The organism is Streptomyces pyxinae, from assembly GCF_024756275.1.
Lineage (GTDB): Bacteria > Actinomycetota > Actinomycetes > Streptomycetales > Streptomycetaceae > Streptomyces > Streptomyces pyxinae.
In genome coordinates this window covers 20,834-45,292 of record NZ_JANUGQ010000014.1, presented here as the reverse complement: position 1 = coordinate 45,292, position 24,459 = coordinate 20,834, and the positions used below count along the sequence as shown (strand labels likewise).

Genomic DNA, 24,459 nt, shown 5'->3' with positions numbered 1-24,459 from the left:
TACCGTCAAACCATCTTGATTTCATCAACAAAACTTTGACCGATGAGGACGGGTGGGTGTCGGATGACGGCGCGGTACGGCAGGCTCGACCAGAACACACGCCGCCGGAGGGGGACGGGCCTCATCGCCGTGGACCCCGCCGCCTCGTTCGGGGGCTACACGCTCTACGCCCCGCTCACCGGTGGCGGCGAGGTGTACCTGATCGACCCGCAGGGTGAGGTGGTCCATCAGTGGCGGTTCCCCTACCGGCCGGGCCGGCACGCCCGGCTCCTGGCCGACGGGCGGCTCGCCTACAACGGCGTCCTGCCCGGCCGGCGGGCGCTGTTCCCCATGTGGCACAAGTACCGGGGCGGGATCATGCTGCAGGCGTCCCCCGACGGCACCGTCCTGCGTGAACACCGGGACCCCCTCCAGCACCACGACGCCCACCATGGCGACGACGGACGCATCCTCTACACGGCCCTGGAGCCCCTGTACGGCGCGGACGCCCGCGCCGTACAGGGGGGCGTGGACGGGTCCGAGGCCGCCGGCGGGGCCGTATGGGCGGACACCGTCCGGGAGGTCGACGCGGAGGGCCGTCCCACCTGGTCCTGGCGGGCCGCCGACCACCTCGACCGGGCCGCCTACCCGCTCCACCCGCACTACGCCCGCGAGCACTGGCCGTTGATCAACAGCGTCACTCCGCTCTCCGACGGCAACATCCTGGCCAGCCTCCGCAGCGTCTCCGCCGTCATCGTCATCAGCCGCGCCACCGGCGAGGTCCTGTGGCGCTCGAAACCCGGCACCGTCTCCCAGCAGCACGCTCCCACCGAACTGCCCGGGGGCAATCTCCTCGTCTTCGACAACGGCGTCTTCCGCCCCGGATGCGACGTCCCCTACTCCCGCGTCGTGGAGATCGACACCTCCAGCGGCGAGATCGTCTGGGAGTACCACGACCCGGCGCGGGAAGCGTTCTTCGCGCCCTTCATGGGCAGCGCGCAGCGCCTGCCCAACGGCAACACCCTGGTCACCGACTCGCCCGCCGGCCGCCTCTTCGAGGTGACGGCCGACGGCTACCTGTGCTGGGAGTACGTGGTACCCCACTTCGGCGCGTACCGGGAGGCGGAGGTGCGCTCCCTCTTCCCGGCCGAGCCGAACGCGGTCTTCCGTGCCTACCGTTACGCCGAGGACGAGCTCCCGTGGCAGCCGTCCGCCACCTCCCGGCCGTGACCGGCACCCCGGGCCCGGAGCGGCCCGCCTCCCCTGCGCGTGGCCGAACCCCGCAGGGCCGCGGCACGGACGATTCCGGCCGGCAGCCGCCGGCCGGGGTCACCGCGACGGGTGCCGCCGCCGACCCCGTCGACGAACTTCCACCACCGCGTCGGTTGCTGCCGCTGGCCGCGCAGCACGTCCTGGCGATGTTCGCGGCCCCCGTCTCCACGACCTTCCTGACCGCCGGAACGCTGCACTTGTCCGGGCCGCGCACCGCCACGCTGCTCGGTGTCACCCTCGTGCTCTGCGGCGCGGGCACACTGCTGCAGTCCCTCGGGGCCTGGGGCATCGGTGCCAGGCTGCCGTTCGTCATGCTGCCGGGCGGGGCGGCCACCGCCCTGTTCCTGGCGGTCGCGGACGAACACGGGGCCGCCACGGCGAGCGGCTCGGTGATCCTCGCGGCCCTGGTGCTGCTGGCCGTCGTACCGTTCTACGCCCGTGTCGTGCGCCTCTTCCCGCCGCTGGTCATGGGCGTCACCGTGGTGCTGATCGGCGTCTCCATGGTCCGGGCGGCCGCCGGGCTCATCGCGGGACCGGCCGGGCGCCCGCCGCTGTCGGCGCTGGCCCTGGCCGCCGTGACCATGGGCTGCACCCTGGCGGCACATCTGCTGCTGCGCGGGATCTGGCGGCAGGCGTCGGTGCTGCTCGGCATGGCGGCGGGCACCGTGGCCGCCGTGGCCTGCGGACTCGGCGCGCTCACCCCGCTCGCGCGCGTACCGGCCGAGCTGCCCCGGATCGCCCCCTACGGGGCTCCGCACTTCGACGTACTGGCCGCCCTGCCGCTGCTGGTCTTCAGCCTCACCTCGCTCGCCGAGGCCACCGGCCAGACCGTCCTCAACAGCGAGACCGTCGGACGCGTCCCTCGTCCCGGCCGGGACGTTCCCCGCGTCCTGCGGGCCGACGCGGTCGTCTCCCTGCTGGCGGGGGCGTTCGGTCTCGCGCCCATGGTGACCAGCGCGGAGAACATCGGCATCAGCAACCTCAGCGGCGTACGCAGCAGATTCGTCACCGCCGCGGCGGGCGTCCTCCTGGTCGCCTGCGGTCTCGCGGCCCCCCTGTCGCGGTGGCTGGCCGCGATCCCGCCGGCCGTGGTGGGCGGCGGTGCCCTCACCGTCTACGGCGTGATCACCGTCATGGGGATCCGGATGCTGCACCGGGCCGATCTGGATGACCGGGTGAGCGGGACGGTCGCCGCCACCGCCCTCACCGTCGGTCTGCTGCCCATCGTTTCGCCCACCCTCTACGCCGAAGCCCCTCAGTGGGTGAGAAGCACCCTGGGCAACGCGGTCGTCTCGGGCACCGTCGCGGCCGTCCTGCTGCACGCTCTCTCCCGGCTGCCCCGGCCCCGGGGGCGGTCGGCCGCACCCGCGGCCGCCGGACCGGCCGCCGGCGGCCGGGAGCCACGGCGATGACGGCAGGGCGGGACTCGCGCGTGCGGGCGGCCGCTCGTACGGAAGCCCTGGCCAAAGACCCTAGGGCAGGGGCAGACCGACGTAGTTCAGGGCGAGTTCGGCGGCCGCGTGAGGTGAGGCGGCGATCCGGTCCAGCTGCGAGATCTGCAGGCGGGTGTCGAACTCGCTCTGGCCGGGGCCGGTGTGGAGAGTGGTGGTCATGAAGGAGGAGAAGTGCTCGGTCCGCCAGACGCGGCGCAGACAGGTGTCGGAGTAGGCGTCGAGGAGAGCGGTGTCCCCCGTGCGCTGCCGGTGGGTGAGCGCGCGGGCGAGGACGACGACGTCGGAGACGGCCAGGTTGAGTCCCTTGGCGCCGGTGGGCGGGACGATGTGCGCGGCGTCGCCGGCCAGAAAGAGACGCCCGTGGCGCATGGGTTCGGTGACGGAGCTGCGCAGGGGCAGGACGCTCCTGGACGTGATGGGGCCGCGGGTGAGCGTCCGGCCGTCGAGGGCGGAGCGGGCGTCGAGCTCGTCCCAGATCCGCTCGTCGGACCAGTCGGCCGGATCGGTGCCGTTGGGCACCTGGAAGTACAGCCTGCTCACCTCCGGCGAGCGCATGCTGAGCAGGGCGAAGCCGCGTGGCGAGTGGGCGTAGACCAGCTCGTCGCAGGACGGGGGGACGTCGGCCATGACACCGAACCAGGAGTAGGGGTGGACACGCTCGTGGGTGCGCCGGACGCCGCGCGGGAGGGCCGTGCGGGCGACACCGTGGTGGCCGTCGCAGCCGACGACATAGCCGCAGGTCAGCACCTTCTCCTGGCCCTGGTGGAGGTAGCGGACCGTGGGCCGGTCGGTGTCGATGTGCTCGATCGCGCGGACTTCGGCGTCGAAGTACGGTGCCGCGCCGGCGGCCGTCTGCAGCGCGATGAGATCTTTGACGACCTCGGTCTGCGCGTAGACCCACACCCGGCGGCCACCGGTCAGGGACGGGAAGTCGACGCGGTGGGACCGGCCCGCCCAGCGCAGTTCCACACCGTCGTGCGCCAGGCCCTGGCGGTCGAGGCGTTCGGCGGCTCCGGCCTCCCGCAGGGCGTCGACGGTGGACTGCTCCAGGACACCGGCGCGCTGGCGCCCCTCGACGTAGGCACGGTCGCGGCGCTCCAGGACGACGCTGTCGACGCCGGCCCGGTGCAGAAGACGGGAGAGCAGCAGCCCGGCGGGGCCGCCCCCGACGATGGCGACGGTGGTGTGCATGGTCACTCCTGGGGCGTGCGGGCGAGTTCGGCGAGGACGCGGTCGGCGAGGGCGAAGGCCGCGTTGGCGGCGGGGACGCCGCAGTAGACGGCGGACTGGAGCAGCACCTCCCGGACGTCCTCGGCGGTGAGGTCGCCGCTGGTGAGGGCCGCGCGCAGGTGCATCTCCAGTTCGGCGTGGTGGCCCTGGGCGACGAGCGCGGTGAGGGTGAGGCAGCGCCGGGTGCGGTGGTCCAGGCCGGGCCGGGTCCAGATCTCGCCCCAGGCGTAGCGGGTGATGAAGTCCTGGAACACGGCTGTCAGCGGGGTGGTGGCGGCGATGGCGCGGTCCACATGGCCGTCACCGAGGACCGTGCGGCGGACCGCCAGACCGGCGGCGTGGTGGCCGGCGTCGTCGGTGGCGGCGCCGTCGCCGTCGCCGGTGAAGTGGGCGAGCAGGGCCGATGAGACGGCCCGGGGCCGCTCGACTCCGGCGAGGTGGGCGGCGCCGGGAATCTCGACGAGGCCGGCGCCGGGGATGGCGTCGGCGAGCTCGCGGGCATGGGCGAGCGGTGTGGCGGGGTCGTCGCGTCCGGCCACGACCAGCGTCGGGGCGGTGACGCGGCCCAGGTCGGCGCGTGCGTCGTAGGCGGCCAGGAGCTCGCACAGCCGGGCGTAGGCCTCCGGGTCGGTCGCGGAACGCAGGGCGCCGGTGAGCGTGGTGGCGGCGGGCGACCCCGCGAAGGCGGGGGTGAACCAGCGCCCGGCCGCCGTGTCCGCGAGGGGGCCGGTGCCGGAGGCGCGGACGGCCCGGGCGCGTTCGTGCCAGCCGTCCGGCCCGCCGAAGTGCGCGGAGGAGCAGACCACGGCCAGGCGCGAGACGCGTTCGGGGTGGTGGGCGGCCAGCTGGAGACCGATGGCTCCGCCGAGGGAGATGCCCGCGTAGGCGAAGCGGCCGATGCCGAGAGAGTCGGCCAACTCAAGTACGTGACACGCCAGTTCGGTGATGCCGGCGCCGCGTGGCAGCAGACCGGCGGGAGTGCCGCCGTGGCCGGGCAGGTCGAAGCGGACGACCCGGTGGGTGCGGGCCAGCGCGGCGATCTGCGGGTCCCAGACGGCCAGGGGGGTGCCGAGGGAGGGGCCGAGGAGGAGCGACGGACGGTTCGGGAGGCCGTCCACCTGGTGGTGCGGGGTCATGGCGTTCCTCGGGTGTGCAGCCGGCGCTCGGGGGCGGGGGCGGGAGAAGGGGCGGGGGCGGGGGCGGCGCACGGTCGGCTCAGGGCGCGGTCGACCAGCGCGCCGGCGGCTCCGTGGTACGTGGCGGGATCGGCGAGCGCCTGGAGCTGTCCCCGGGTCAGCAGGCCGTCGAGGGCCGGCTCGTCGGCCAGGACGTCGAGGAGGTCGGCGGCCTCCCGCGCGGCCTGCCGGCCGGCGTGGCTGACGACCTCCCGGGCCCGGGCCCGTCCGGCCCGTGGGGTGAGGGCGGCCACCAGGCGTTCGGCCATGATCTGCCCGTGGGTGGCGCCGAGGTTGTCGTGCATGCGGTCGGGGTGGACGCGCAGACCGGTGACGAGTCCGGCGGCGGTGGCCGCCATGCCGCCGGCGGTGCGCAGGGCGTCCCGCAGCGTCTGCCACTCGGCGTGCCAGGCGCCGGCGGGGCGTTCGTCCTCGGCGGCGAGTCCGGCGTAGAGCACGCCGGCCAGCGCGGGCACCCGGCGGGCGGCGCCCGCGATCAGGGTCGCGCGGGCGGGATTGGCCTTGTGCGGCATGGCCGAGGACCCGCCACCGTTGCCCTCGGTGACCTCACCGATCTCGGTGCGCGACAGGACGAGGACGTCGGCGGCGAGTTTGCCGAGCGCGCCCGCGGCATGGGCGAGGGCGCCGCCGAGTTCGGCGACCGGGACGCGCAGGACGTGCCAGGGCAGTACGGGTTCGGCGAGACCGGTCTCGCGGGCGAACTCGGCCACCAGACGCAGCGCCAGGTCCGGGGGGCCGTCCGCCGGGGCCGCGGCGTTCGTCGTGTCAGCCGTGTCAGCCGTGTCAGCCGTGTCCGCCGCCGTCCCGGCGTACGCGCGGAAGGCGGCCAGGGTTCCGGCGGCACCGCCCAGTTGCGCCGGCAGACGGGCGCGTACGCCTGCCAGCCGGTGCCGGGCGTCGGTGACGAGCCAGTGCCAGCCCGCCGCCTTCAGCCCGAAGGTCGTCGGCACCGCGTGCTGGGTCAGCGTGCGGCCGGCCATTGTGGTGTCCCGGTGGGTGCGCGCCAGGTGGTGAAGGCCGTGGGCGACACGGTCCAGGTCGGCCAGGAGCTGATCGACCGCCCGGGCCGAGACCAGCATCGTGGCGGTGTCCAGGACGTCCTGGCTGGTGGCCCCGCGGTGGACATGGGCGGCGGCCGCCGGATCGGTCGCGGCGACGGCCGCGGTGAGGTCCTCGACCAGGGGGATCACCGGGTTGCCGCCGGCGCGGGCGCGCAGCGCCAGGTCGCGGGGGTCGAACCGGCCCGGTTCCCCGGCCGCCCGGGCGATGGCGCCGGCCGCCTCGTCCGGGGCCAGGCCGAGCCGCGCCTGGGCCCGCACGAGCGCCACCTCGGCCGCCAGCATGGCGCGTACATACGCCGCGTCACCGGTCAGGGCCTCTACCTCGGTGCCGGCCTGGACGGGGGCGAGCAGCCCGGTGTCGGCGCCGGACCGGTCGGGCTCGAATCGGTCGGCCTCGAATCGGCCGGGTTCGGTTCGGTCGCGCCCCGCACGGTGGGGCGCGGTACGGCCGGGCCCGGGGCGGTCGGGCGCGGGGCGACCGGGCTCGAATCGGTACGGCCCGGTTCGGTCGGGCCCGGGAAGGTCAGCCGAAGTCAAGGAAGACCGTCTCCTCGTGCTGGTCGTCGCTCTGCAGACGGATGTCGAAGCGGTGGGTGCGGGGGCCGTCCGGCCGGGTGATCAGGGTGGCCCGGCGGGCGGGGCCGACCCGGGCGAGGAGGGTGTCGCCCGTCAGGCCGGGCGCGTCGTGCAGGTAGGCGCGGGTGTGCAGGTGGTGCAGCAGTCCCCGGGCGAAGACGATCAGGCTGATGTACGGTACGCCGCCGGGGGGCAGGGTGCGCAGGGTGAAGTGGCCGTCGGCGTCGGTGGCGACGCGGCCGAAGCCGGTGAAGGTCACGGTGTCGCGGCCGATGACCGCCCCGGTGACCGGGTCGCGGCGCAGCGAGCCGGGTGCTCCGGTGCGCGAGCCGTCCGGGGCCGGCTGCCAGGCCTCGACGATCGCGTCGGGTACGGGCAGCCCGGCGCCGTCGAGGACATGGCCGTGGAGGGTGAGGGTGTCGGGGTGGCCGGGGGGTGCCAGGTCGCCGCCTCCGGTGAAGGGGAGCGCGTAGCCGTAGAACGGGCCGACGGTCTGCGAGGGGGTGGGGGAGGGCTCCGCCGGGGGTGTCGGGGCCGGCGCGGTGGGCGGGGCGGAGGTCATGCGCGTCCCTCTTCGATCCAGGTGGCGGCCGGCCCGTCCAGGACGATGTCCCAGCGGTAGCCGAGCGACCATTCGGGCACGGACAGCGTGTGGTCGTAGGTGGCGATCAGGCGCTCGCGGGCGGCGTCGTCGGTGACGGACTGCAGGATGGGGTCGTAGGCGAAGAGCGGGTCGCCGGGGAAATACATCTGGGTGACCAGGCGCTGGGTGAAGGCGGTGCCGAACAGCGAGAAGTGGATGTGCGCCGGCCGCCAGGCGTTGGCGTGGTTGCGCCACGGGTAGGCGCCGGGCCTGATGGTGACGAACCGGTAGGCGCCCCGGTCGTCGGTCAGGCAGCGCCCCACGCCGGTGAAGTGGGGGTCGAGCGGGGCGGGGTGCTGGTCGCGCCGGTGGGCGTAGCGGCCCGATGCGTTGGCCTGCCAGATCTCCACGAGCTGCCCGCGCACGGGCCGGCCGTTGCGGTCGAGGACGCGGCCGGCGACGGTGATCCGCTCGCCGAGCGGTTCCCCGGTGTGCTGCCGGGTGAGGTCGTGGTCGAGTTCGGTGACGTCCGTGACGCCGAAGGCGGGGCCGGTCAGTTCGACCATCTCCGGGTCCCCGGCGGCCACCAGCGGCTGCCGGGGGTGGCGCAGCAGACTGCCGCGGTAGGGGGCGTACGCGCGGTCCGGGTGGCTGCTCGGCGCACCGCCACGGGCGAGGTGCTCGCCGTACCGCTCGCGGTGGCCGGCGATCTCGGCGCTGATCGCCTCTTGGGTGAGCGGGATGGTCATGGGGTGCCTACCTTTCGAGTACGAGGGCCGAGCCCTGACCGACGCCGACGCACAGCGTGGCGACCCCGGTGCCGGAGCCGCGGGCGGCGAGCCGGTGGGCGACGGTGCCGGCCAGCCGGGCACCGGAGGCGCCGAGCGGGTGCCCGAGGGCGATCGCGCCGCCGTACGGGTTGACCAGGTCCGGGTCGAGACCGGGCCATTCGGCCAGGCAGCCCAGGACCTGGGCGGCGAAGGCCTCGTTGAGCTCCAGCGTGGCGAGGTCCGCGAAGGTGCGGCCGGCCCGTTCCAGGGCCCGGGTGACGGCCTGGACCGGGGCCAGGCCGAAGTAGTGCGGTTCGCACGCGGACACGGCGTGGGCCGTGATCCTGGCCAGCGGCTCGCGGCCGGTGGCCCGTACGCCTTCCTCGTCGGCCAGGAGCAGGGCGGCCGCGCCGTCGTTGAGCGGCGAGGAGTTGCCCGCGGTGACGGTGCCGCCCTCGGCGCGGAAGGCGGGGGGCAGCGCGGCCAGCGCGTCGAGCGAGGTGTTCTCCCGGATGCTCTCGTCCCGGTCGACCACCACGGACTCGCCCCTGCGGCCGGGGACGGTGACGGGCGCGAGCTCACGGTCGAACAGGCCCGCGCCACGGGCGGCCGCGGCCCTGACGTGCGAGGCGAGGGCGAAGGCGTCCTGCTCCTCGCGGCCGATGGCGTGCTTCTCCGCGACGAGTTCGGCGCTCTCGCCGAGCGGGATCGTCCACCGCGGCTCCATCCGCGGGTTGACCATGCGCCAGCCCAGGGTGGTCGAGTACAGCTCGCCGTGCCCGGCGGGGAAGGGGCGGTCGCTCTTGGGCAGGACGTAGGGGGCGCGGGTCATCGACTCCACCCCGCCGGCGATGACGAGCGAGTGGTCGCCGGCGGCGATGGAGCGCGCGCCCTGGATCACCGCCTCCAGGCCGGAGGCGCACAGCCGGTTGACGGTGACGCCGGGCACGGTCACCGGAAGGCCGGCGAGCAGGGCGGCCATCCGGCCGACATTGCGGTTCTCCTCGCCCGCGCCGTTGGCGTTGCCGAGCACCACGTCCCCGATCCGGGCCGGATCGAGCTCCGGGGCGCGCTCCAGCAGGGCGCGCAGGGTGTGCGCGGCCAGGTCGTCGGGCCGCACGGAGGCGAGTGCCCCGTTGTACCTGCCGATGGGGGTGCGCACGGCGTCGACGACGTACACGTCGCGGGGGCGGGAGATCATACGAGGCTCCGCTCGGGGACACGGACGGGGGCGGCGGTGCGCGAGCGGACGTCGTCCACAGTGACGCCGGGGGCGGTCTCCACCAGCAGCAGACCGGTCTCGGTGACATCGAGGACGGCCAGGTCGGTGATGATCCGGTCCACGCACGCACGGCCGGTGAGGGGCAGGGTGCACTCGGGGACGATCTTGGGGCTGCCGTCCTTGGCGGTGTGGGTCATGGTGACGATGACGCGGTGCGCGCCGTGCACCAGGTCCATGGCGCCGCCGATGCCGGTGACCGTCTTCCCGGGCACGGCCCAGTTGGCGAGATCGCCCCGGGCCGAGACCTGCATGGCGCCGAGTACGGCGGTGTCGATGTGCCCGCCGCGGATCATCGCGAAGGAGAGGGCGGAGTCGAAGAAGGAGGCGCCGGGCAGTACGGTGACGGTCTCCTTGCCCGCGTTGATCAGATCCGGGTCGACGTCCTCGGCCCGCGGGTAGGGGCCGGTGCCCAGGATGCCGTTCTCGGACTCCAGCACCACGTGCACGCCGGCGGGCAGGTGATCCGGGATCAGGGTGGGCAGCCCGATGCCGAGGTTGACGTACTCGCCGTCCCGCAGCTCCGCGGCCGCCCGGGCGGCCGTCTCCTGCCGGGTCCACGCCATCAGACGTGCTCCTTCCGGTCGCGCACGGTGCGCTTCTCGATCCTCTTGTCGGCGGCCTGCTCCGGGGTGAGGGCGACCACTCGCTGGACGAAGACGCCGGGCAGATGCACCTGGTCGGGGTCGAGGGCGCCGGGCTCGACCAGCTCCTCGACCTCCGCGATCGTGATCCGCCCGGCCATGGCGGCCGGCGGGTTGAAGTTGCGGGCGGACCGGTGGAAGACGAGGTTGCCGTGCCGGTCGCCCCGGGCCGCCCGGACCAGCGCGAAGTCGGTCCGGATGCCGCGCTCCAGCACATACGCGGTGCCGTCGAACTCGCGCACCTCCTTGGGCGGTGAGGCGACGGAGACGCCGCCCGCGCCGTCGTAACGCCAGGGCAGCCCGCCGTCGGCGACCTGGGTGCCGACCCCGGCCGGGGTGTAGAAGGCGGGGATGCCCGCGCCGCCGGCCCGCAGCCGCTCGGCCAGGGTGCCCTGGGGGATGAGCTCGACCTCCAGCTCGCCGCCGAGGTACTGCCGGGCGAACTCCTCGTTGGCGCCGATGTACGACCCGGTCACCCGGGCGATCCGGCCCGCGGACAGCAGGACCGCCAGGCCCGAGCCCAGGGCGCCGCAGTTGTTGGAGACCACGCCCAGGCCCGTGACACCCCGGTCGTGGAGGGCTTCGATCAGCCCGCCCGGCACGCCGCTGAGGCCGAAGCCCCCTACCGCGATCGACGCGCCGTCGGGCACATCGGCCACGGCGAACGCCGCCGAAGCGACCACTTTGTCCATAGAGACTCCCGGCCTTGTTCGCCTGGTGAAATTTCTTCCACTGATTTCGCCCGCTGAGTGTGCCGACCGGCTTGCGCGGCTGTCAATGGTCCTGACACGGTGCGTTCACTTCCGGCCACACCCCGACGGAGACCCGATGCCACCGCTGAAGACCACACCGGACCGGACGCCGGCCGAGGCCGTCGCCCCGCTCATGCGCGGCATCGCCCTGCTGCGCGCACTGAGCGGGGCGGACGGCACGCTCAGCCTGAGCGGTCTCCAGCGGGAGACCGGACTCGCCCGCTCCAGCGTCGACCGCGTCGCCGCCACCCTCGCGGCCATGGGGTACGCGCGCGTCGAGGGCCGTCATGTGACGCTCACGCCACGGCTCATGGAACTGGGCAACGCCTATCTGGCGGCGCTGCGCCTGCCCGCCCTGCTCCGCGAGCCGGCCGACCGCCTCGCCGGCGAACTGGACGAGTCGGTCTCCCTCGCGGTCCCCGACGGCGACGCCATCCGCTTCGTCCACCAGGCCACCCGACGGCGTGCCATGTCCCTGAGCTTCCGCATCGGTGACCGGCTGCCCGCCGAACGCACCGCCCCCGGCCCGCTGTTCGCCGCCGCCTGGGACCCGGAGCAGTGGCAGGCGTGGCGCACCCGGCGGGACGAGGACCCCCCGGGCGACACCTTCGCCCTGCCGCCGCACCACCCGGACCCCGACGAGGCCGCCTTCCGGGAACGGGCCGCGATCGCGCGGACGGACGGCTGGGCCCTGGACGACCAGCTGATCGAGCCCGGCCTCGTCGCCCTGGCCGTCCCCGTCCCCCTCCCCCCGGAGCACACACCCTGCGCCCTGAGCGTGGTCAGCCACACCAGTCGCCACAGCGCCGCCGGCCTGCGCGAGCGCCTGCTGCCCCGATTGCGCGCCGCCGCCCGGGAGATGGCCGAGCGCGCCGGCACGGCACCCGACCCGGGGCCGGCGCCCGGCGCCGCCGAACTGGCCTCCTGGACGACCGCCTCCAAGCGCGAACTGGGGCCCGTCTTCATCGAGTCCCTGGCCCGCGGTCTGACCGTGATCACCGCCTTCGACGGCCGCTCACCACTGACCCTCAGCGAAGTCGCCCACCTCACCGGGCTGCCCAGGGCCACCGCACGGCGCGCGCTGATCACCCTGACCCATCTGGGGTACATCACGGCCGAGGGCCGCGACCACCGGCTGACCCCCCGCGTGCTCGACCTCGGCTTCCCGCTGCTGGCCTCCACCACCCTCGCCCGGCTCGCCACGCCCCACCTGCGGGAACTGTCCGCGCGGATCGGGGAGTCGGCGTCGCTGGCCGTCCTGGACGACGGCATGGTCCAGTACATCGCGCGCGCCGCCGCCCACCGCATCATGAGCGTCAACATCACCGTGGGCACCCGGCTGCCCGCCCACGCCACCTCCCTCGGACGCGTCCTGCTCGCCTCCCTCCCTCCCGCCGAGCGCGACACCCGCCTCGCGAGCATCCCCGTCAGGGCACTGACCCCGCTCACCCTGACCCGCCGCGCGGACCTGGATCTCGCCCTCGCCCACGCCGCCGAGCACGGCCATGCCCTGGTCGACGGAGAGCTGGAGGTCGGGCTGCGCTCGCTGGCCGTACCCGTCCGCGACCGCACCGGCACGGCGGTGGCCGCGTGCAACATCTCCATGCACAGTGGCAGCCGCACCGTCGAGGACTGCCTCCACCACGTGCTGCCCCGCCTCCGGGACACCGCCCGGCGCATCGAGAGCGACCTGCACACCGCCGAACGCTTCGCCCGGATCGCCCCCAACTGAGCCGCCCGCGCCGGGGGCACGGGGCCCGGGAGCCCGGTCGGTCCGGCCGGTCACGGCGTGCGGGCGCCCCGGCGGAAATCGGTGGGCGTCCGGTCGGTGTGCTGCCGGAAGAACTTGGCGAAGGAGGCGGGGGTGGCGAAGCCGAGGCGGCCGGCGATGCCGGCGGCGGCGAGGTCGGTGTGCACCAGGAGGCGTTTGGCCTCCAGCACCGTGTAGTCGTCCAGGTACTGCTTGGCGGTGCGGCCGGTGGCGGCGAGTACGGCACGGGTGAGCGTACGGGGGCTGTAGCCCAGGGCCTGGGCGTATTCGTCGACCCTCCGGCTGGTGGCGAAGCTGCCGCGGACCGCGCGGTGGAAGGCCAGGAAGACCTCGTTGCCCTCCGGGCGCGCCTGCTCGCGGGGGCCGAGGTGGGACAGCCGCAGGACGAGCGCGGACAGCAGGTGCCGGACGAGCTCCACCTGGGCGTCGAGCGGCAGGAGGCCCGTGCGCGAGCAGGTCGCCATTCCGTCGCTCGCCTACGTGAAAGAAGGCACTGACGGTCGCCGACGAGGACCTCGCGCTGGAGATCGCCATGATGACGGGGTGCGGCCTACGGAATGGTGAGGCGCGGGCGATGAACGTCCACAATGTCGTGGCCCAGGACGTCTACCGGGTGAGGGAACAGATGCATTCCAACACGCTGAGGCCGGCGAAGCTGAAGCACCGCTAGACGGGGGAGCTCCGGGAGGTGCCGCTGCCACGGTCGGTGCGGGAGGCGATCGAACGGGTACGCGGAGAAACACGGCACCACGCGGGACGGCTATCTGCTGCGCGGCCCGGGCGGCTACTTCACCGAAGGCATGGAGCGGCGCCGGGTGAGGAAGCTCTTCGCGGACCTTCCACCGGAGGAAGGGGGTGGGGATGTACGGCTTCCGACACTACTTCGCCTCGAATGCCTTGGGGAACGGGATCCCGATCACGGACGTGGCGGAGTGGATGGGGCACAAATCCATCGAGGAGACGTACCGCACCTACCGGCACCTGATGCCGGGCAGCATCACCAAGGCCGCCTGGATCCTGGACGCCGGCCTCTGGGAAGCAGCCTGATTTCCGGCTTCGAGAGAATGGCAGATTCTTCGTCCCCTTATGGGACAGCAATTGCACCCACGCTGACGAGGGGAAACGGATGTTGGTGCGGCGCCTCGGCGGTGCGGCTGGTGCCGAACAGCACGGCGAGGGGTTCCGCATCGAGGACGACCCGTAAGGGGAGCACGGTGGCCAGGATCTGGTCGGGGAAGATCATCCGGGACGGGCGGCCGCGCCGGATAGCAGCACCCGGAGCATGTCCGCCCTGCCGTCGGGCTACGCAAGTTCAGGGACAGGGCGATGATGCCCCTCGGGGCAGCGCTCGGCGACTGGGGGGAAGGGAGCCTCGCATTCCATGCATGTCCACCGGTCCGGTGGGACGGCCAGGGCTTCCTTGAGTACGGCGAGATCGTCCGGGGAGGCATCGCGCAGACGGGCCGCCGCGTAAGTGCGGACAAGGAGGTCGGGGTCTCTGAGGATGTCCTGCGCTTCGCTGTGGCGTCGCTCCTTGGCCAGCTTCAAGGCCCGCATACGTGACGCTCCGGCCCGGATGACGGCGTCGGTCCCCGGGAGCGCGAGGTCTGGGCTTCGGTACGTGAGAAGGCCGGCGGTGCTCAGGCGGGCGAACGCGTCGAGGTCGGGAAGGACGTGCAGGAGACGTTCGGCCAGGCCTTGCGGCCAGGTGCGGGCGTTGCCAGCGAGCTTCAGCCCGAGTTCGATAAGCCAGTCGTTGCCGGTGGCGAGCGTGGCGAACGTGAGTTCGGAGTCAACGGTGTCGTGCGTGAAGGTCAGGCTTGGCGTGCGGGTGGCGGCGTAGTAGAGGAGTCCCCAATTCGGGTACTCAGGGTTCTCGTCACGGAGGCTGCGGAGTTGGGCAGCGAGGAGAGCGCGATCGACGTTGTTGGCCGCGGCGGCGTGCCGAAGGAGGGCACGGGTCAGCTCGGCGTGTGGGCCGACGGCCGCGAGGATGTGGGCGGCGGACTGTCGTCTCAAGTTGAGGGCCGCGATGAATGCGGCGGCATCGTCGAGGTGCCAGCGCTGCGCCGGCGCCAACTGCACAGGGGATACGTCCAGCGTCGCCAGACCGTCGAAGACTCTCCTCAACGACTTGGACATTTCAGCAAGTTGCCGCAACGCCCCCCGGGCATTGCTGGCGCCCCACTCGGCGAACGGGCCGGCATGGCCCAGTTTCGACAGCTCGGTCTCGACCCATTCGTAGGTGTCGAGAGTCGTGAGTCGAGCGGCCTTCTTCACATGGGGTAGCACGTGAGGACGCTCGGGGAGGAGGTGCTCGATGGCGAAACGAACGAGTGGATCTGCGCCCACGATGTACTCGTCTGCCTGCCTATCTGCACTCGCTGCTGCGACGAGACCCGCCTCGATGATGTCGAGCTCGTCCGCGGTCGGCGAGCCGGAATGCCGTGCGGCCTGTCGCTGGATACACAGCGCCGTGATCACTGCATGCTGCCCGGGCCCCAGTCCGAGGGCGAACTCGATCAGCTGTCGTGCTTGGTCGGGGTCGAGATCCTCTTCCGCGATCCTGCCGGCGAGTTCTGCGCGCGGCGACAGGCCGGCACTGAGGTCGAAATCGACACCGGGCGATGTTGGATAGTGGTCCGGGACATGCGGAAGGCGGGCCAGCTGGGCCTCCCGGTACCGGTGCAGCGGGCCGCTGTCGAAGGAGGTTCCGTCGGTGAGGGCAGCGTGAACCAGGTCGAGCAGTGTCTCGTCCCCGGCAGCCAGGGCTGATTCGATTAGGCTGTCGGCTGCTTGTGATGACAGGTTCGCGGCCAGCCGGGCGGCCTCCCGGCGTTCGGGGTTCGCCAGCGCCACCTCCATCCATGAGGGAAGCGTCCGGGGGTCACGGACGGCCCAGCGGGCGTCGCCAATCTCGGCGAATAGGCGGGTACGGGCGGTGAGGGCCCCCTGCGGAGTGTGCGTGATGAACACGCCTGCGGTCGCGTCCCAGTACTCGAGTGCGTGGCGGGCAATGGCGGTTGCGACGCCCGGCGGTTTGCCCCAGTGTTGCCGCAGGCGGGCGCCGACCGCCTGATGGGCGTCGTGCCACGACGCCGTGCCGGCCACGGCGACGACGTGGGCGATGTCGTCGAAGCAGTCGATCAGGATCTCGGCGGTCAGGTGAGCGTCCGTGTCCGGCATTGTCGGTGGTGAGCCGCGGCGCATCTCCCATCGGCGGACACTGGCGTCGATGACCTCGGTGAGGAGCTGGGCCCGGCTGCCGGGTAGGGCGGCTGCCGGGCGTTCGGCGATGAGGAGCACCATCAGTGTCGCCAGCAACGGGACGCGCCACAGGGCCCTCTCGGCGCGGCGGGAGTGCTCGACGCGACGCGCACGATCGGCGATCCAGTCCCTTCTGCCCTGGGCTTCCGTGAACCTTTCCGCGAGTGTCTCCAGCAGGTGGTCGAGGGTGTCAGTCAGCTCTTCTGGAGGCAGCAGTTCGTGGACGGGGAGCCGGAGGCGCGTGGCTGCTGCGGCCGACGAGTGGCGGGAGGTGACGACGACGTCGAGTTCGGTGGGGAGCTCGTCGAGCACGTGGGCCACAGCCTCGACCACGGCGTCCTGCCGGTCGTGGACTTCGTCGAGCGCGTCGAGCAACAGCAGGGCGTTGCCCTGCCGAACGTGTGACACCAGGGCCTCGGCCAGGAGGGGCCGAGCGGTTCCGACGGCCGCTCGTACGAGGTCGGCCGGATCGAGCCGGTAAGGACCTGCCGGGGGCAGCAGGGGTACCAGTTCGCGGAGCGGAAGCCACAGCGGAACGGGCGCGTGCGCATGGCCTGCCCAGTGCGCCGCCAGGAGGCGTGATGCCACGGTCTTGCCCGACCCCGGCGGTCCGACGAGGAAGAGTCGGCCCTGACGGCGTACCACGTTGACCAGGGCGTCCCGGCCTCGATTTTGTTCCTTGGCTGGTGTCACGGCTCTCAGGGCCTTCGCCGCGCCCGGCACGGTCATCGACTTAAGGCCCTGGCCGAGATCGGCGAGTGGGAGGACGTCTCGCTCGGCCGCCCACCTCTCCCGGTACGTGGCCACATCCTGGTCCATGGCCTCCAACCGGGCTGTCGGTGCACCCGAAGCGTCGGCGACCAGGGGGAGGTGCGCGTCGAGGAGCCAGCCCCGCCACTGCTGCGGGCCCGAGGCCGTGCGCTGTTCGGCCTGTACCCGTGCCGCCGCCTTCATCGCGCGGAATGCCGCTCTGCCGTGACCTGCCGTGACGACGGCGGCATTGAGACAGGCAGCGCCGAATGCCTCGTCGGGACCGCCGTCGCGAGCGTCCAGGGCGTGCACTCGCGCCGCGGCCAGGAGGCGGTCTGTGTCCGCGCCGCCCAACCCCGCGTCGGCGGCGAGACTGCGCAGACGGTCGAGTTGACGGGACGATGTGGGAGTCGGCGAAGCACCACTCTGGTGAAGTGTGAGGGCATCGGCCGTGCGGCCCAGCCCCGGGGTGCTCCGGGTGACGATGAAGAGGAGTTCGTCACCCGGGCGGCACTCACCGGACGCCACGGCACGGCACCACTGGTCGAACGAGTCCTTGAACGCCTTGTCACCGGCGTTCAGTTTGGCCTGGACGAAGGCTCTCGTGCCATCGGCGAGATCGACGACGACGTCGTCGACGTGCAGATCCGCCTCCATGCGCAGCAGTACAGGCGCTGCTGCGGACCGAAGCCAGGGCACGCACTCGTCCAGTAAGCCGTGGACGGCGACCAGGGCCGCGATACCGGCCCGGTGGTTAGCGCCCGCTTCGTTGCTTGCGCCGCCTAGGGCACCTCGCCTGGCCGTCGACACCGAAAGCTCCTCTCAAGACGCCGGCGTCCTCCGAGGGGCCCCTCTCATCCGGCGCGTCATCGTACGACGGAGCAGGGACAGGGAGGGTGCCTACTTCACGAGATGGCTGACGTCAACCAGCAGGGCGGCGCCGGTGATGTGGCGGGCCTCGCCAGAGGCGAGGAAGAGCACGGCGGTGTCCGTGTCGGCGGGGTCCACCCAAAGGACTGGCGCAGGGCCATGTTCGCGACGGGGGCTGTGGTGAAGGTCTGGCGCGTGGCGTGCTCCGCATCCAGTGCGAAGTGGCGGTACGTCGCCTCGTTTTGGATCGCGGGGAGTGTACCTGGGTCGGCAGGACGCTTCACTGCGAGAATCACATCACCGCCTGCAGCTATGCTGCGGCGTCCTGAAGCTGTCACCTCAGTCAGCCAAGCGTCATTCGACTCAGTCATCGCCCGGGCCCCTTGATCAGCACGCATTGTCGTGACTTCGAAGGTACCGCCAGGTGTCGCGGAGGGCGGAGGCTTCACGGGTCTCCGGAAGCCACTGGGCGGCGAAGATGCGGTGTACTGGCTCCTGCAACTGATCAGGTGACAGCGCGCCGTTGTCCCCGCCGGGCGATTCACCCAGAGACTCAGGGGTCACCCTGCGGCGACGGCGGCTTCGATGCAGCGGGCGATCTCATTCTCGGACTCGCCGCGGGCCCGTCCCGTGCGGATCGCGGCGCCGATCGCACGGGCGCGGTGGGCGGGGCCGCGGAGGTCGGCCAGGGGGCTGCTGGGGTCGCGGCGGCGGGCGAGCCACTCGGACCTGCGGCAGGAACTGTCACTTCTTGGGTGTGCTCACCAGAACTCTGCAGGGTTGGGGGCTTCGGTGCGTGACTCGATGCCTGCCGTGGCGATCTCTTCGCGGCTGCTCAGCGCGAGGCCACAGAAGGGGCATGAGAAGGATTCGACGGTTCCGACATCGACAACATTGCCGGGGTGCTTGCACTCCTCCTCCCACTCCTCACACAGGCATGGCGTGGCGTCGGGGTCCCCGTACACGTTGCCGGCATAGCCGCAGGCCGGGCAGTGCCGCCACCACACGTGCCCGCCTCGTGTCTGGCTGCTTCTGAGCCATCCGGTTGCGTCGAGCTCGTTCAGGCTGGGGATGATGGCGAGATCGGGGTCGAGGTACTGCGTGTCGACGAGTCCCGCCATGACGCCTGACGCGATTATGACCTTCACGGTCACGGCGGTGTGGGCTCGCTGCGCGATATCGGGGTTGGTGGGGAAGTCGTCCGGTCGGACGGGGAGCGGGACGACCTCGTACTCCCCGAGAAGCTGGGTGGCGATCTGGCGGGCCTGGGCTCCGGCGGTCCGCAGCGCGGTGATCAGTGCCGCGTTCAGGGCGGTGCGGGCGACGTCTTCCTGGTGCTCATCGGGTCTTGTTGCCGACTTCCACGAGGCGGCCTCCACGGCCGTGGTGACGGCGGCGGAGACCATGGCGCGGGTCCTGGCTCGTTCGTCGAGCGCGAGTTTCTCGGCGGCGTCTTCGATGTTCTCGCGGTCGGCTTGTCCGGCGGGGGCGGGCATGGCGGCAACCTGGGACAGGTCTGTGAACACGGCCTTGTAGTCGCCCCAGAAGTCACCTGTTTCGACGTCGAGCTCGGCGCGGACGGCGTCGGCCACGCGGAGAGCAGTCGAGACGATCGTCTCCTCGGCCTGCTTGTCGTGGTACGCAAAATGGGCGATCCCGTTGCGGGACTCCATGACGGGCGTGAACTGCTGCAACGTGACCGGCATCGCCCCCCGCATGAACACTGTGGCGTCCTTGAAGGCATCCGCAATGCCGATCGTCCGGGCCTCAGTGAGCGGTTTAACGCTGGGCTGGTCGCCGAACCCCAGCACGTGGAATCTGTGGGCTCGATCTGCCTTGTCGGAGATCAGCAGCGGGTCGTAATGGGTGAGAAGAGCTTTCAGCGCGTGCTCGCAGCCCATGCCCGCGTGTAGGACGGCGAACGTGCGGTTTCCGGCCCGCCAGGAGTCGAGCGCCATGCGCATGAACTGCCCGGCCATATCCGTGAACTTCTGCTCGTTCAATTGTTTTGCTCCCTCGTGTCTACTCCTGTGACGACGGGTGTGATCCGGGCAGACGGATCAGCGGGTGGCTCCGTTGAGTGATCCCTCCTGGGAGGGAATCGTCGTCGTCGGCGTGCAGGGGCCCTGACCTCGCTAAGGGTGGCTCCGGAGAGCTTGAGGACGAGTGCGGCTTGGAGCTCGGCCCTGAGTTCGGGGTCCAGGATTTCACCGGCGAGCTGGATGGCGGTCTCGGTCTCGCGTTCGCGCTTCATGTCCTGGCGGAGACTATCGGTCTGCTTCTGCATGTGGGTCATGGCACTGTCGGCGCCCAGTGGTCCGGGTTGAAAGCCGGCATCTGGTCGTACCCCGTCAGCAGCCCGGCGCTGATGTAGCCAGCACCTGTCTCGCTGCGCATGGAACAACCGAAGGTCACCCCAGCGGCGCCCAGGGTGCTGTACGGGCATGCCTCTTCGAGGAACGGCTGCTCGATACAGGCCGTGCCGGGGCCGAAGCGGGACACGCCCCGCCGCTCCAGCTCGGCCTGGGCCCGGGTGATGACGGTCAGGGCGTCCTTGAATCGGGGGTTCTCCTTGCGGCCTCCGTAGGTTGCCTTCGCCGTGCTCGCGAACACCACATGCCAGCCCAGATCCAGCTCGGGTACCGCCCGCTGGGTGAGGTACGGTTCCCAGGCGCTCCGGTTCTGCTGGGCCACGCTGCTGGTCACCAGTGTGACCTCGACCGCCCGGTCACTGCCGCACATGAAGTCGTAGCGGCCATTGCGGTCAGTCTGTGCATCATGGAAGTCATCACACCGAGGGCAATGGTCATACGGTTCGACGGTCTCACCGGTGCAATGCCAGAGGACGCTTGCCGTCCTCAGCTGCACGGGATCGCCCGCCCTGGGCATGAGTCTCATCAGTCCCAGCGTGCGCGTTCCAGGGCAGTTCAAGCTGTTGCAGCGGAAGACGAGACACCGTCTTGATCAAGTCGCCCCGGCGGTACCCGAGCCCGGCAGCGAGCAGAATCCGAACATGCTGATCCAGTCTCTCGATCATCATCGAGGGCAGGCCGACGGCTTCAGGGATGACCCACGCGTCCCGCAGGAGAAGATCCAGATCGGTATCACCAACCGGCACATGGACATGCAGCTCCCGCGGGGGGACGGCCTGCAGAGAGCCCCGTACCGCCCGGCTCCGCCGCGCGAGCAGCCGGCGGCCAGCGACTTGCAGAGCACGCAGCACCGCCATCTCGGCCACAGCTACCACCACGGTCTCACGAGTGCCCTGGTCCATAATCGTCCTACCGGAGCTCTGAGACGCGCTGCGGCCGGAGGAAAGGCACCAGCGAGGCCGGCATGATCCCGGGGGACTCGAGCAGCTCCCACTGGCAGCCCGGCACCTTCTCATCGAGATCGCGGAGCGCCTGCCGCATCAGCAGCAGCATCAGGGAGTCCCTCGCCCGGTCCGACAGGGACCAGCGCTGATCGCCTACCTCGGCCATCAGCACCATCCCCGACACGAAGGCCCTGCCCATCAGCCACTCGAAGGCCGCATCGCCCAGCTCGTTGGCCGCCAGCTCCGTCTCGACCCGGTCGCACAGGTCCAGCGCCCACTCCCGGGTCGCCCCGCTCGCCGCCCAGGCGCCCCGCAGATCGTTCAGGCTCGCTGTCACCGCCAGACCGACCAGGGTGTCGAGAACAGGCCCGTCGGGGACGGTACTCATCCCGCCGTCGGGGAGGAACACCTCATGGGAGGCATCCGGGACGTCCTCGACCGTGTACTCGACCAGGGACGCCCCTGGGTTGCCCCACCCCGCCGGCTGCATGGCCCGCAGCACATCACCGATCCCCTGCGGCGTGACGGAAGCACCCCCGCGCAGCACCGTGGCCACCGCCGCGGCCGTCACCTCCCCACCGGACGGACTCGACGGCTCCGGGTTCCGGTCCAAGCCGACCAGCTCCGGGGGAGGCCACACCACCCCACGGTCACGCATGTACCGGGCGATGCCCTCGTCGATCCGCCGCGCCCGCGCGGGAATCAGCCGAACCCGCTGCCCGGAGGCGACCACCTCGTCGGCGACACGCTCCGCCCACTCTTCCTCGTCCTCCACGGTCTCCGGATCCTCCTCGCCGAGGCCGGTCCCGTGCCCCCGCACGGCCTTCTCGAAGGCATTTCGTACGGCCGCCTCCGGCACTGGATGCCCCTCGCCGAACAGCGCCAGTGCCAGATGAGAGGGCCGGGCACCCCTCCGTGCCAGCCGGGCGAGCGCCACGACCAGGCCGAACGCCTCATCATTCGCAACCGACGCACTCCCGCGCCCCCGGCCCAGCGCTCGCACCGTGTGCCCCTGCAACAGACCCGCCCGCCGCCACAGCGCAAGCTGCTTCACCGACACCACCAAATCGTGCCGAAGAGCATGGTCGATGAGCTGCTGATCAGCGGAAACCGGATCACCCGTAGAGGACATGCCGCGAACCTACCCACACCGCCTGAAGCAGGACGCGGTTTTGGACATAGAGCCCTCCCACCTTCATCCAGGCGAGGCGCATGGGACCTGGTGATCTAGGGGAACCGCCGGAGCACACGGCCCGGCAAACGACCAGGAGACCACCATGCTCACCACCCTCACCGACATCCTCCCCGCGACCGGACCCCTGCCCTGGGCGCTGATCACCGCCCTGTGCATCTGGATCACCGTCTACATCGTCATTGTCGGCGTCGCCCTGTTCCACCCCCGCCGCGCCCGCCGGCGGGAAGCCCGCAAGATTCTCGACTGCCACTTCCCCCTCTGCGGGACCCTGTGACCTCCCCGGCCAGGTGTCTGTGGGATGGGGACAAGGACCGTACCGGAGCCACCGGCCAGTCGCTGACCGGACATCGCCGGTCATGGGCAGCCACCAGGGGAGCGCACGGGGAGCGGGGACGCCTTTGGGCAGTGCAACACGGACCGGCACCAGTCGTCTGATCAGGCAGAACGGTACTCGGCAACACCAGCCGACACAGCCGGCACGATCACTAGCGTGCTCGTAATGCGTAGGTCTTGAGTTCGAAACCTGAAGACAGCGCTGGCCCAGTTGAGGGTCAGAGCTGCAGGCGCCCCCGTCGACATGGTGGTTTCAGGAACCGGGAGCCGTCTCCTCCAGGAAACGTTCCACCTCGCGGGCCATGCCGGAATCAGCCGCTGACGCGCGAGAGTTCCTTCCCGTTAAGCCCTCGTGGATGCCGAGTCCGCCGACCCAGACGTATCCGAATGCTTGCTCACCGTCGATCTCTGGACTGATTTGGATGTCCAGTTGCCGCAACTGCGCGTGGGTGCAGCGGCGTATACGGTGGCCGTCGCCCGCCGTTGCGGGTAGAGGCTGAAGCCTCGGATGTCGCTGGAGCCGTACTCATCCACGAAGGCGCCGTGGTCGTCTCGTCTCACACGGACGTCAATGTGGCGGGGATGGTCGCACAAATCGATGGAGAGGTGTGTGGAACGACAGTTCTTGAACGCTGCCTGGTACGAGACGTACGTCAGCCCCTTCGCCTCGTCCCTACGACCCTGCGGAGGGACTCCCCTCGTGAGGGTGTACACCCGTACACGCAGGCCGAGCCCACTCATCGGACAGATAGTCCTGCCAGTCTCCGATGACGTTCGGCGCTTCCATGATCCCCCATTGACTGATTACGGCAGCTTACGTCCCGCGTTCGTCTCCCCGCTGCGTGGAGCGGAGGAGAGGGCCTCGAACATTATGACGAGCGGTGGCTTCGCCGGTCTCTTCGAGGGATTGGGGCCCTGATCCCGGGCCCAGGAAGGCTGCTTGCGCAGGGATATCCTAAGAACTTTTCAGGGACTTTCGCGTCTTTCCAGGGCCGATCCAGGGACTTTCCGCCGTGCAAGCAAGGAAGGCCCTGACAGCGCTGAAAGGTATGAACGCGCTGGTCAGGGCCCAAATCCTCAGCACTCGATGATGTTCACCGCCAGCCCGCCCCGGGCCGTCTCCTTGTACTTGACGTTCATGTGCCCACAGGGGCGTCGTGGGGTCTGGGCTGTCCGCTGTCGAGGAAGAGGTCACCCCTCAGGCGCGACGGCCTGCCGGTCGCGTCCTTCACGGGGCGGTCTGTTGGGGGGCAAGGGGCGATCCCTCAGCCTTGGAGTTTTCAAAGTCATATGCCTAACGAAGGTTCAGATGCCTGGGAACGGGTGATAACGGTGCGAGAAGGAGGAACTAACGGTGAAACAGGAGACTTTGGGGCAACTGCTTGAGGATGCCCGGCGGGCAGTTGGTCATGGGTTCAGACGACCGCTCTGATCGTGCCCGTCATCGCGCTGCTGGGTGTCTATGTCACGTACACCCTCAACCAGCGTGCGGCCCGTCGGGAGCGGCGAGCATAGACCTTCGCCGAAGCGCTGACCGCGGTGGAGGAGTACCTGGAGATGCCGTACCGGATACGGCGGCGCCCCGACTCAGCCGATGCCCGGAGGGAACTCACCGACCAGGTCAATTCCCTCCTCGCCCGCATAATCTTCCATCACGCATGGCTTCAGATCGAGGCGTCCGCGGTCGCCGAACCCTACGCGGCCCTGGTGTGGGCAGCTCGTTCTGAAGCCGGCATGCACATGAGTGAGGCGTGGACGCAGCCGCCGATCCAAAGTGACGACGGCGTGAACCTGGGGCAGGCGTATGCCCGGGACCGGTCCGCCGCCGCGCGTGCTGTGTGCATCGAAGCCATGAAGTCCAACCTCTGACGGCGTCCTTCTGCCGCAGGCGTGTCCGTGCAAGGAAGCTGTTGCTGTAGCTGCGGGATGATCTCTCAATAGATCTTCTGCTGTTCCAGCCACTTGAAGACCTCGGTCCTTTTGTACAGCACCTTGGCGTTCTTGCCTCGGCCGAGCTTGTACACCTTCAAGCCCAGCTTTGACACTTCTCTGTAGACCCAGCTCGTCGACATGCTCAGCATCACGGCGACCTCGGAAGTTTCCATGAGGATGGGGTCGACGGGTGGGCGCCGTCGGGGGTGGGTGGCGTCGAAAGGCTGTG

The 24,459-nt window shown here is 71.1% G+C and carries 19 protein-coding genes and 1 pseudogene; 6 read left to right on the top strand and 14 right to left on the bottom strand.

Annotated elements, in window-relative coordinates; all coding sequences use genetic code 11:
- Positions 1-63: 63 nt before the first annotated feature.
- A complete protein-coding gene (locus tag NX801_RS17525) occupies positions 64-1,209 on the top strand; it encodes an aryl-sulfate sulfotransferase (RefSeq protein ID WP_258788682.1) in 1,146 nt (381 codons plus the stop codon).
- Positions 1,179-2,663: a uracil-xanthine permease family protein gene (locus NX801_RS17520; protein WP_258788681.1), complete on the top strand. Its 1,485-nt coding sequence runs from the start codon at positions 1,179-1,181 to the stop codon at positions 2,661-2,663. Before NX801_RS17525 ends, NX801_RS17520 begins: the two co-directional genes overlap by 31 nt.
- 60 nt (positions 2,664-2,723) lie before the next feature.
- On the opposite strand, the gene NX801_RS17515 is transcribed toward NX801_RS17520, so the two are convergent.
- From NX801_RS17515 to NX801_RS17480, 8 genes are all read right to left on the bottom strand, one after another.
- Positions 2,724-3,896 carry a 4-hydroxybenzoate 3-monooxygenase gene (locus tag NX801_RS17515; RefSeq protein ID WP_258788680.1) on the bottom strand — a complete coding sequence of 391 codons (1,173 nt, stop codon included), beginning with the start codon at positions 3,894-3,896 and terminating at the stop codon, positions 2,724-2,726.
- A 2-nt stretch (positions 3,897-3,898) separates the two neighbouring features.
- Positions 3,899-5,071, bottom strand: a complete 1,173-nt coding sequence (pcaDC, locus tag NX801_RS17510; RefSeq protein WP_258788679.1) for a bifunctional 3-oxoadipate enol-lactonase/4-carboxymuconolactone decarboxylase PcaDC — start codon at positions 5,069-5,071, stop codon at positions 3,899-3,901.
- A complete protein-coding gene (locus NX801_RS17505; protein ID WP_258788801.1) occupies positions 5,068-6,474 on the bottom strand; it encodes a lyase family protein in 1,407 nt (468 codons plus the stop codon). The genes pcaDC and NX801_RS17505 overlap by 4 nt, the downstream gene beginning before the upstream one ends.
- 241 nt (positions 6,475-6,715) lie before the next feature.
- Complete coding sequence (gene pcaG, locus NX801_RS17500) at positions 6,716-7,330, bottom strand: protocatechuate 3,4-dioxygenase subunit alpha (protein WP_258788678.1); 615 nt, start codon at positions 7,328-7,330, stop codon at positions 6,716-6,718.
- Complete coding sequence (gene pcaH / locus NX801_RS17495) at positions 7,327-8,100, bottom strand: protocatechuate 3,4-dioxygenase subunit beta (protein WP_258788677.1); 774 nt, start codon at positions 8,098-8,100, stop codon at positions 7,327-7,329. The genes pcaG and pcaH overlap by 4 nt, the downstream gene beginning before the upstream one ends.
- Positions 8,101-8,107: 7 nt before the next feature.
- Positions 8,108-9,322 (bottom strand): thiolase family protein, encoded by a 1,215-nt coding sequence (locus tag NX801_RS17490; protein ID WP_258788676.1) that lies wholly within the window; start codon positions 9,320-9,322, stop codon positions 8,108-8,110.
- Positions 9,319-9,966, bottom strand: coding sequence for a CoA transferase subunit B (locus tag NX801_RS17485; RefSeq protein WP_258788675.1), 648 nt, complete (start codon positions 9,964-9,966; stop codon positions 9,319-9,321). The genes NX801_RS17490 and NX801_RS17485 overlap by 4 nt, the downstream gene beginning before the upstream one ends.
- Positions 9,966-10,736, bottom strand: coding sequence for a CoA transferase subunit A (locus NX801_RS17480; RefSeq protein WP_258788674.1), 771 nt, complete (start codon positions 10,734-10,736; stop codon positions 9,966-9,968). The genes NX801_RS17485 and NX801_RS17480 overlap by 1 nt, the downstream gene beginning before the upstream one ends.
- Before the next feature lie 136 nt (positions 10,737-10,872).
- Between NX801_RS17480 and NX801_RS17475 the strand changes: the two genes are divergently transcribed.
- Positions 10,873-12,528 carry an IclR family transcriptional regulator domain-containing protein gene (locus NX801_RS17475; protein ID WP_258788673.1) on the top strand — a complete coding sequence of 552 codons (1,656 nt, stop codon included), beginning with the start codon at positions 10,873-10,875 and terminating at the stop codon, positions 12,526-12,528.
- 50 nt (positions 12,529-12,578) lie between these two features.
- On the opposite strand, the gene NX801_RS17470 is transcribed toward NX801_RS17475, so the two are convergent.
- Positions 12,579-13,031 carry a helix-turn-helix domain-containing protein gene (locus NX801_RS17470; RefSeq protein ID WP_258788672.1) on the bottom strand — a complete coding sequence of 151 codons (453 nt, stop codon included), beginning with the start codon at positions 13,029-13,031 and terminating at the stop codon, positions 12,579-12,581.
- On the opposite strand from NX801_RS17470, the pseudogene NX801_RS17465 reads away from it, so the two are divergent.
- Positions 13,012-13,614 (top strand): annotated as a pseudogene (locus tag NX801_RS17465) (tyrosine-type recombinase/integrase); the annotation flags it as partial. The gene NX801_RS17470 and the pseudogene NX801_RS17465 overlap by 20 nt on opposite strands.
- Positions 13,615-13,869: 255 nt before the next feature.
- On the opposite strand, the gene NX801_RS17460 reads toward NX801_RS17465, so the two are convergent.
- From NX801_RS17460 to NX801_RS17440, 5 genes are all read right to left on the bottom strand, one after another.
- Positions 13,870-17,241 (bottom strand): NACHT domain-containing protein, encoded by a 3,372-nt coding sequence (locus NX801_RS17460; RefSeq protein WP_258788671.1) that lies wholly within the window; start codon positions 17,239-17,241, stop codon positions 13,870-13,872.
- Between the two features lie 974 nt (positions 17,242-18,215).
- Entirely contained in the window at positions 18,216-19,457 is a 1,242-nt protein-coding gene (locus NX801_RS17455; RefSeq protein WP_258788670.1) for a hypothetical protein, read from the bottom strand.
- Between the two features lie 289 nt (positions 19,458-19,746).
- The gene (locus NX801_RS17450) at positions 19,747-20,160 is read right to left on the bottom strand and encodes a hypothetical protein (RefSeq protein WP_258788669.1); all 414 of its coding nucleotides are present in this window, start codon (positions 20,158-20,160) and stop codon (positions 19,747-19,749) included.
- Positions 20,161-20,278: 118 nt separating this feature from the next.
- The gene (locus NX801_RS17445; RefSeq protein WP_258788668.1) at positions 20,279-20,692 is read right to left on the bottom strand and encodes a hypothetical protein; all 414 of its coding nucleotides are present in this window, start codon (positions 20,690-20,692) and stop codon (positions 20,279-20,281) included.
- Positions 20,693-20,735: 43 nt separating this feature from the next.
- Complete coding sequence (locus NX801_RS17440) at positions 20,736-21,824, bottom strand: hypothetical protein (RefSeq protein ID WP_258788667.1); 1,089 nt, start codon at positions 21,822-21,824, stop codon at positions 20,736-20,738.
- A 223-nt stretch (positions 21,825-22,047) separates the two neighbouring features.
- On the opposite strand from NX801_RS17440, the gene NX801_RS17435 reads away from it, so the two are divergent.
- Together NX801_RS17435 and NX801_RS17430 are read left to right on the top strand one after the other, a co-directional pair.
- Positions 22,048-22,239, top strand: coding sequence for a hypothetical protein (locus NX801_RS17435; protein WP_258788666.1), 192 nt, complete (start codon positions 22,048-22,050; stop codon positions 22,237-22,239).
- Between the two features lie 1,598 nt (positions 22,240-23,837).
- A complete protein-coding gene (locus NX801_RS17430; protein ID WP_258788665.1) occupies positions 23,838-24,167 on the top strand; it encodes a hypothetical protein in 330 nt (109 codons plus the stop codon).
- Positions 24,168-24,459 lie beyond the last annotated feature (292 nt).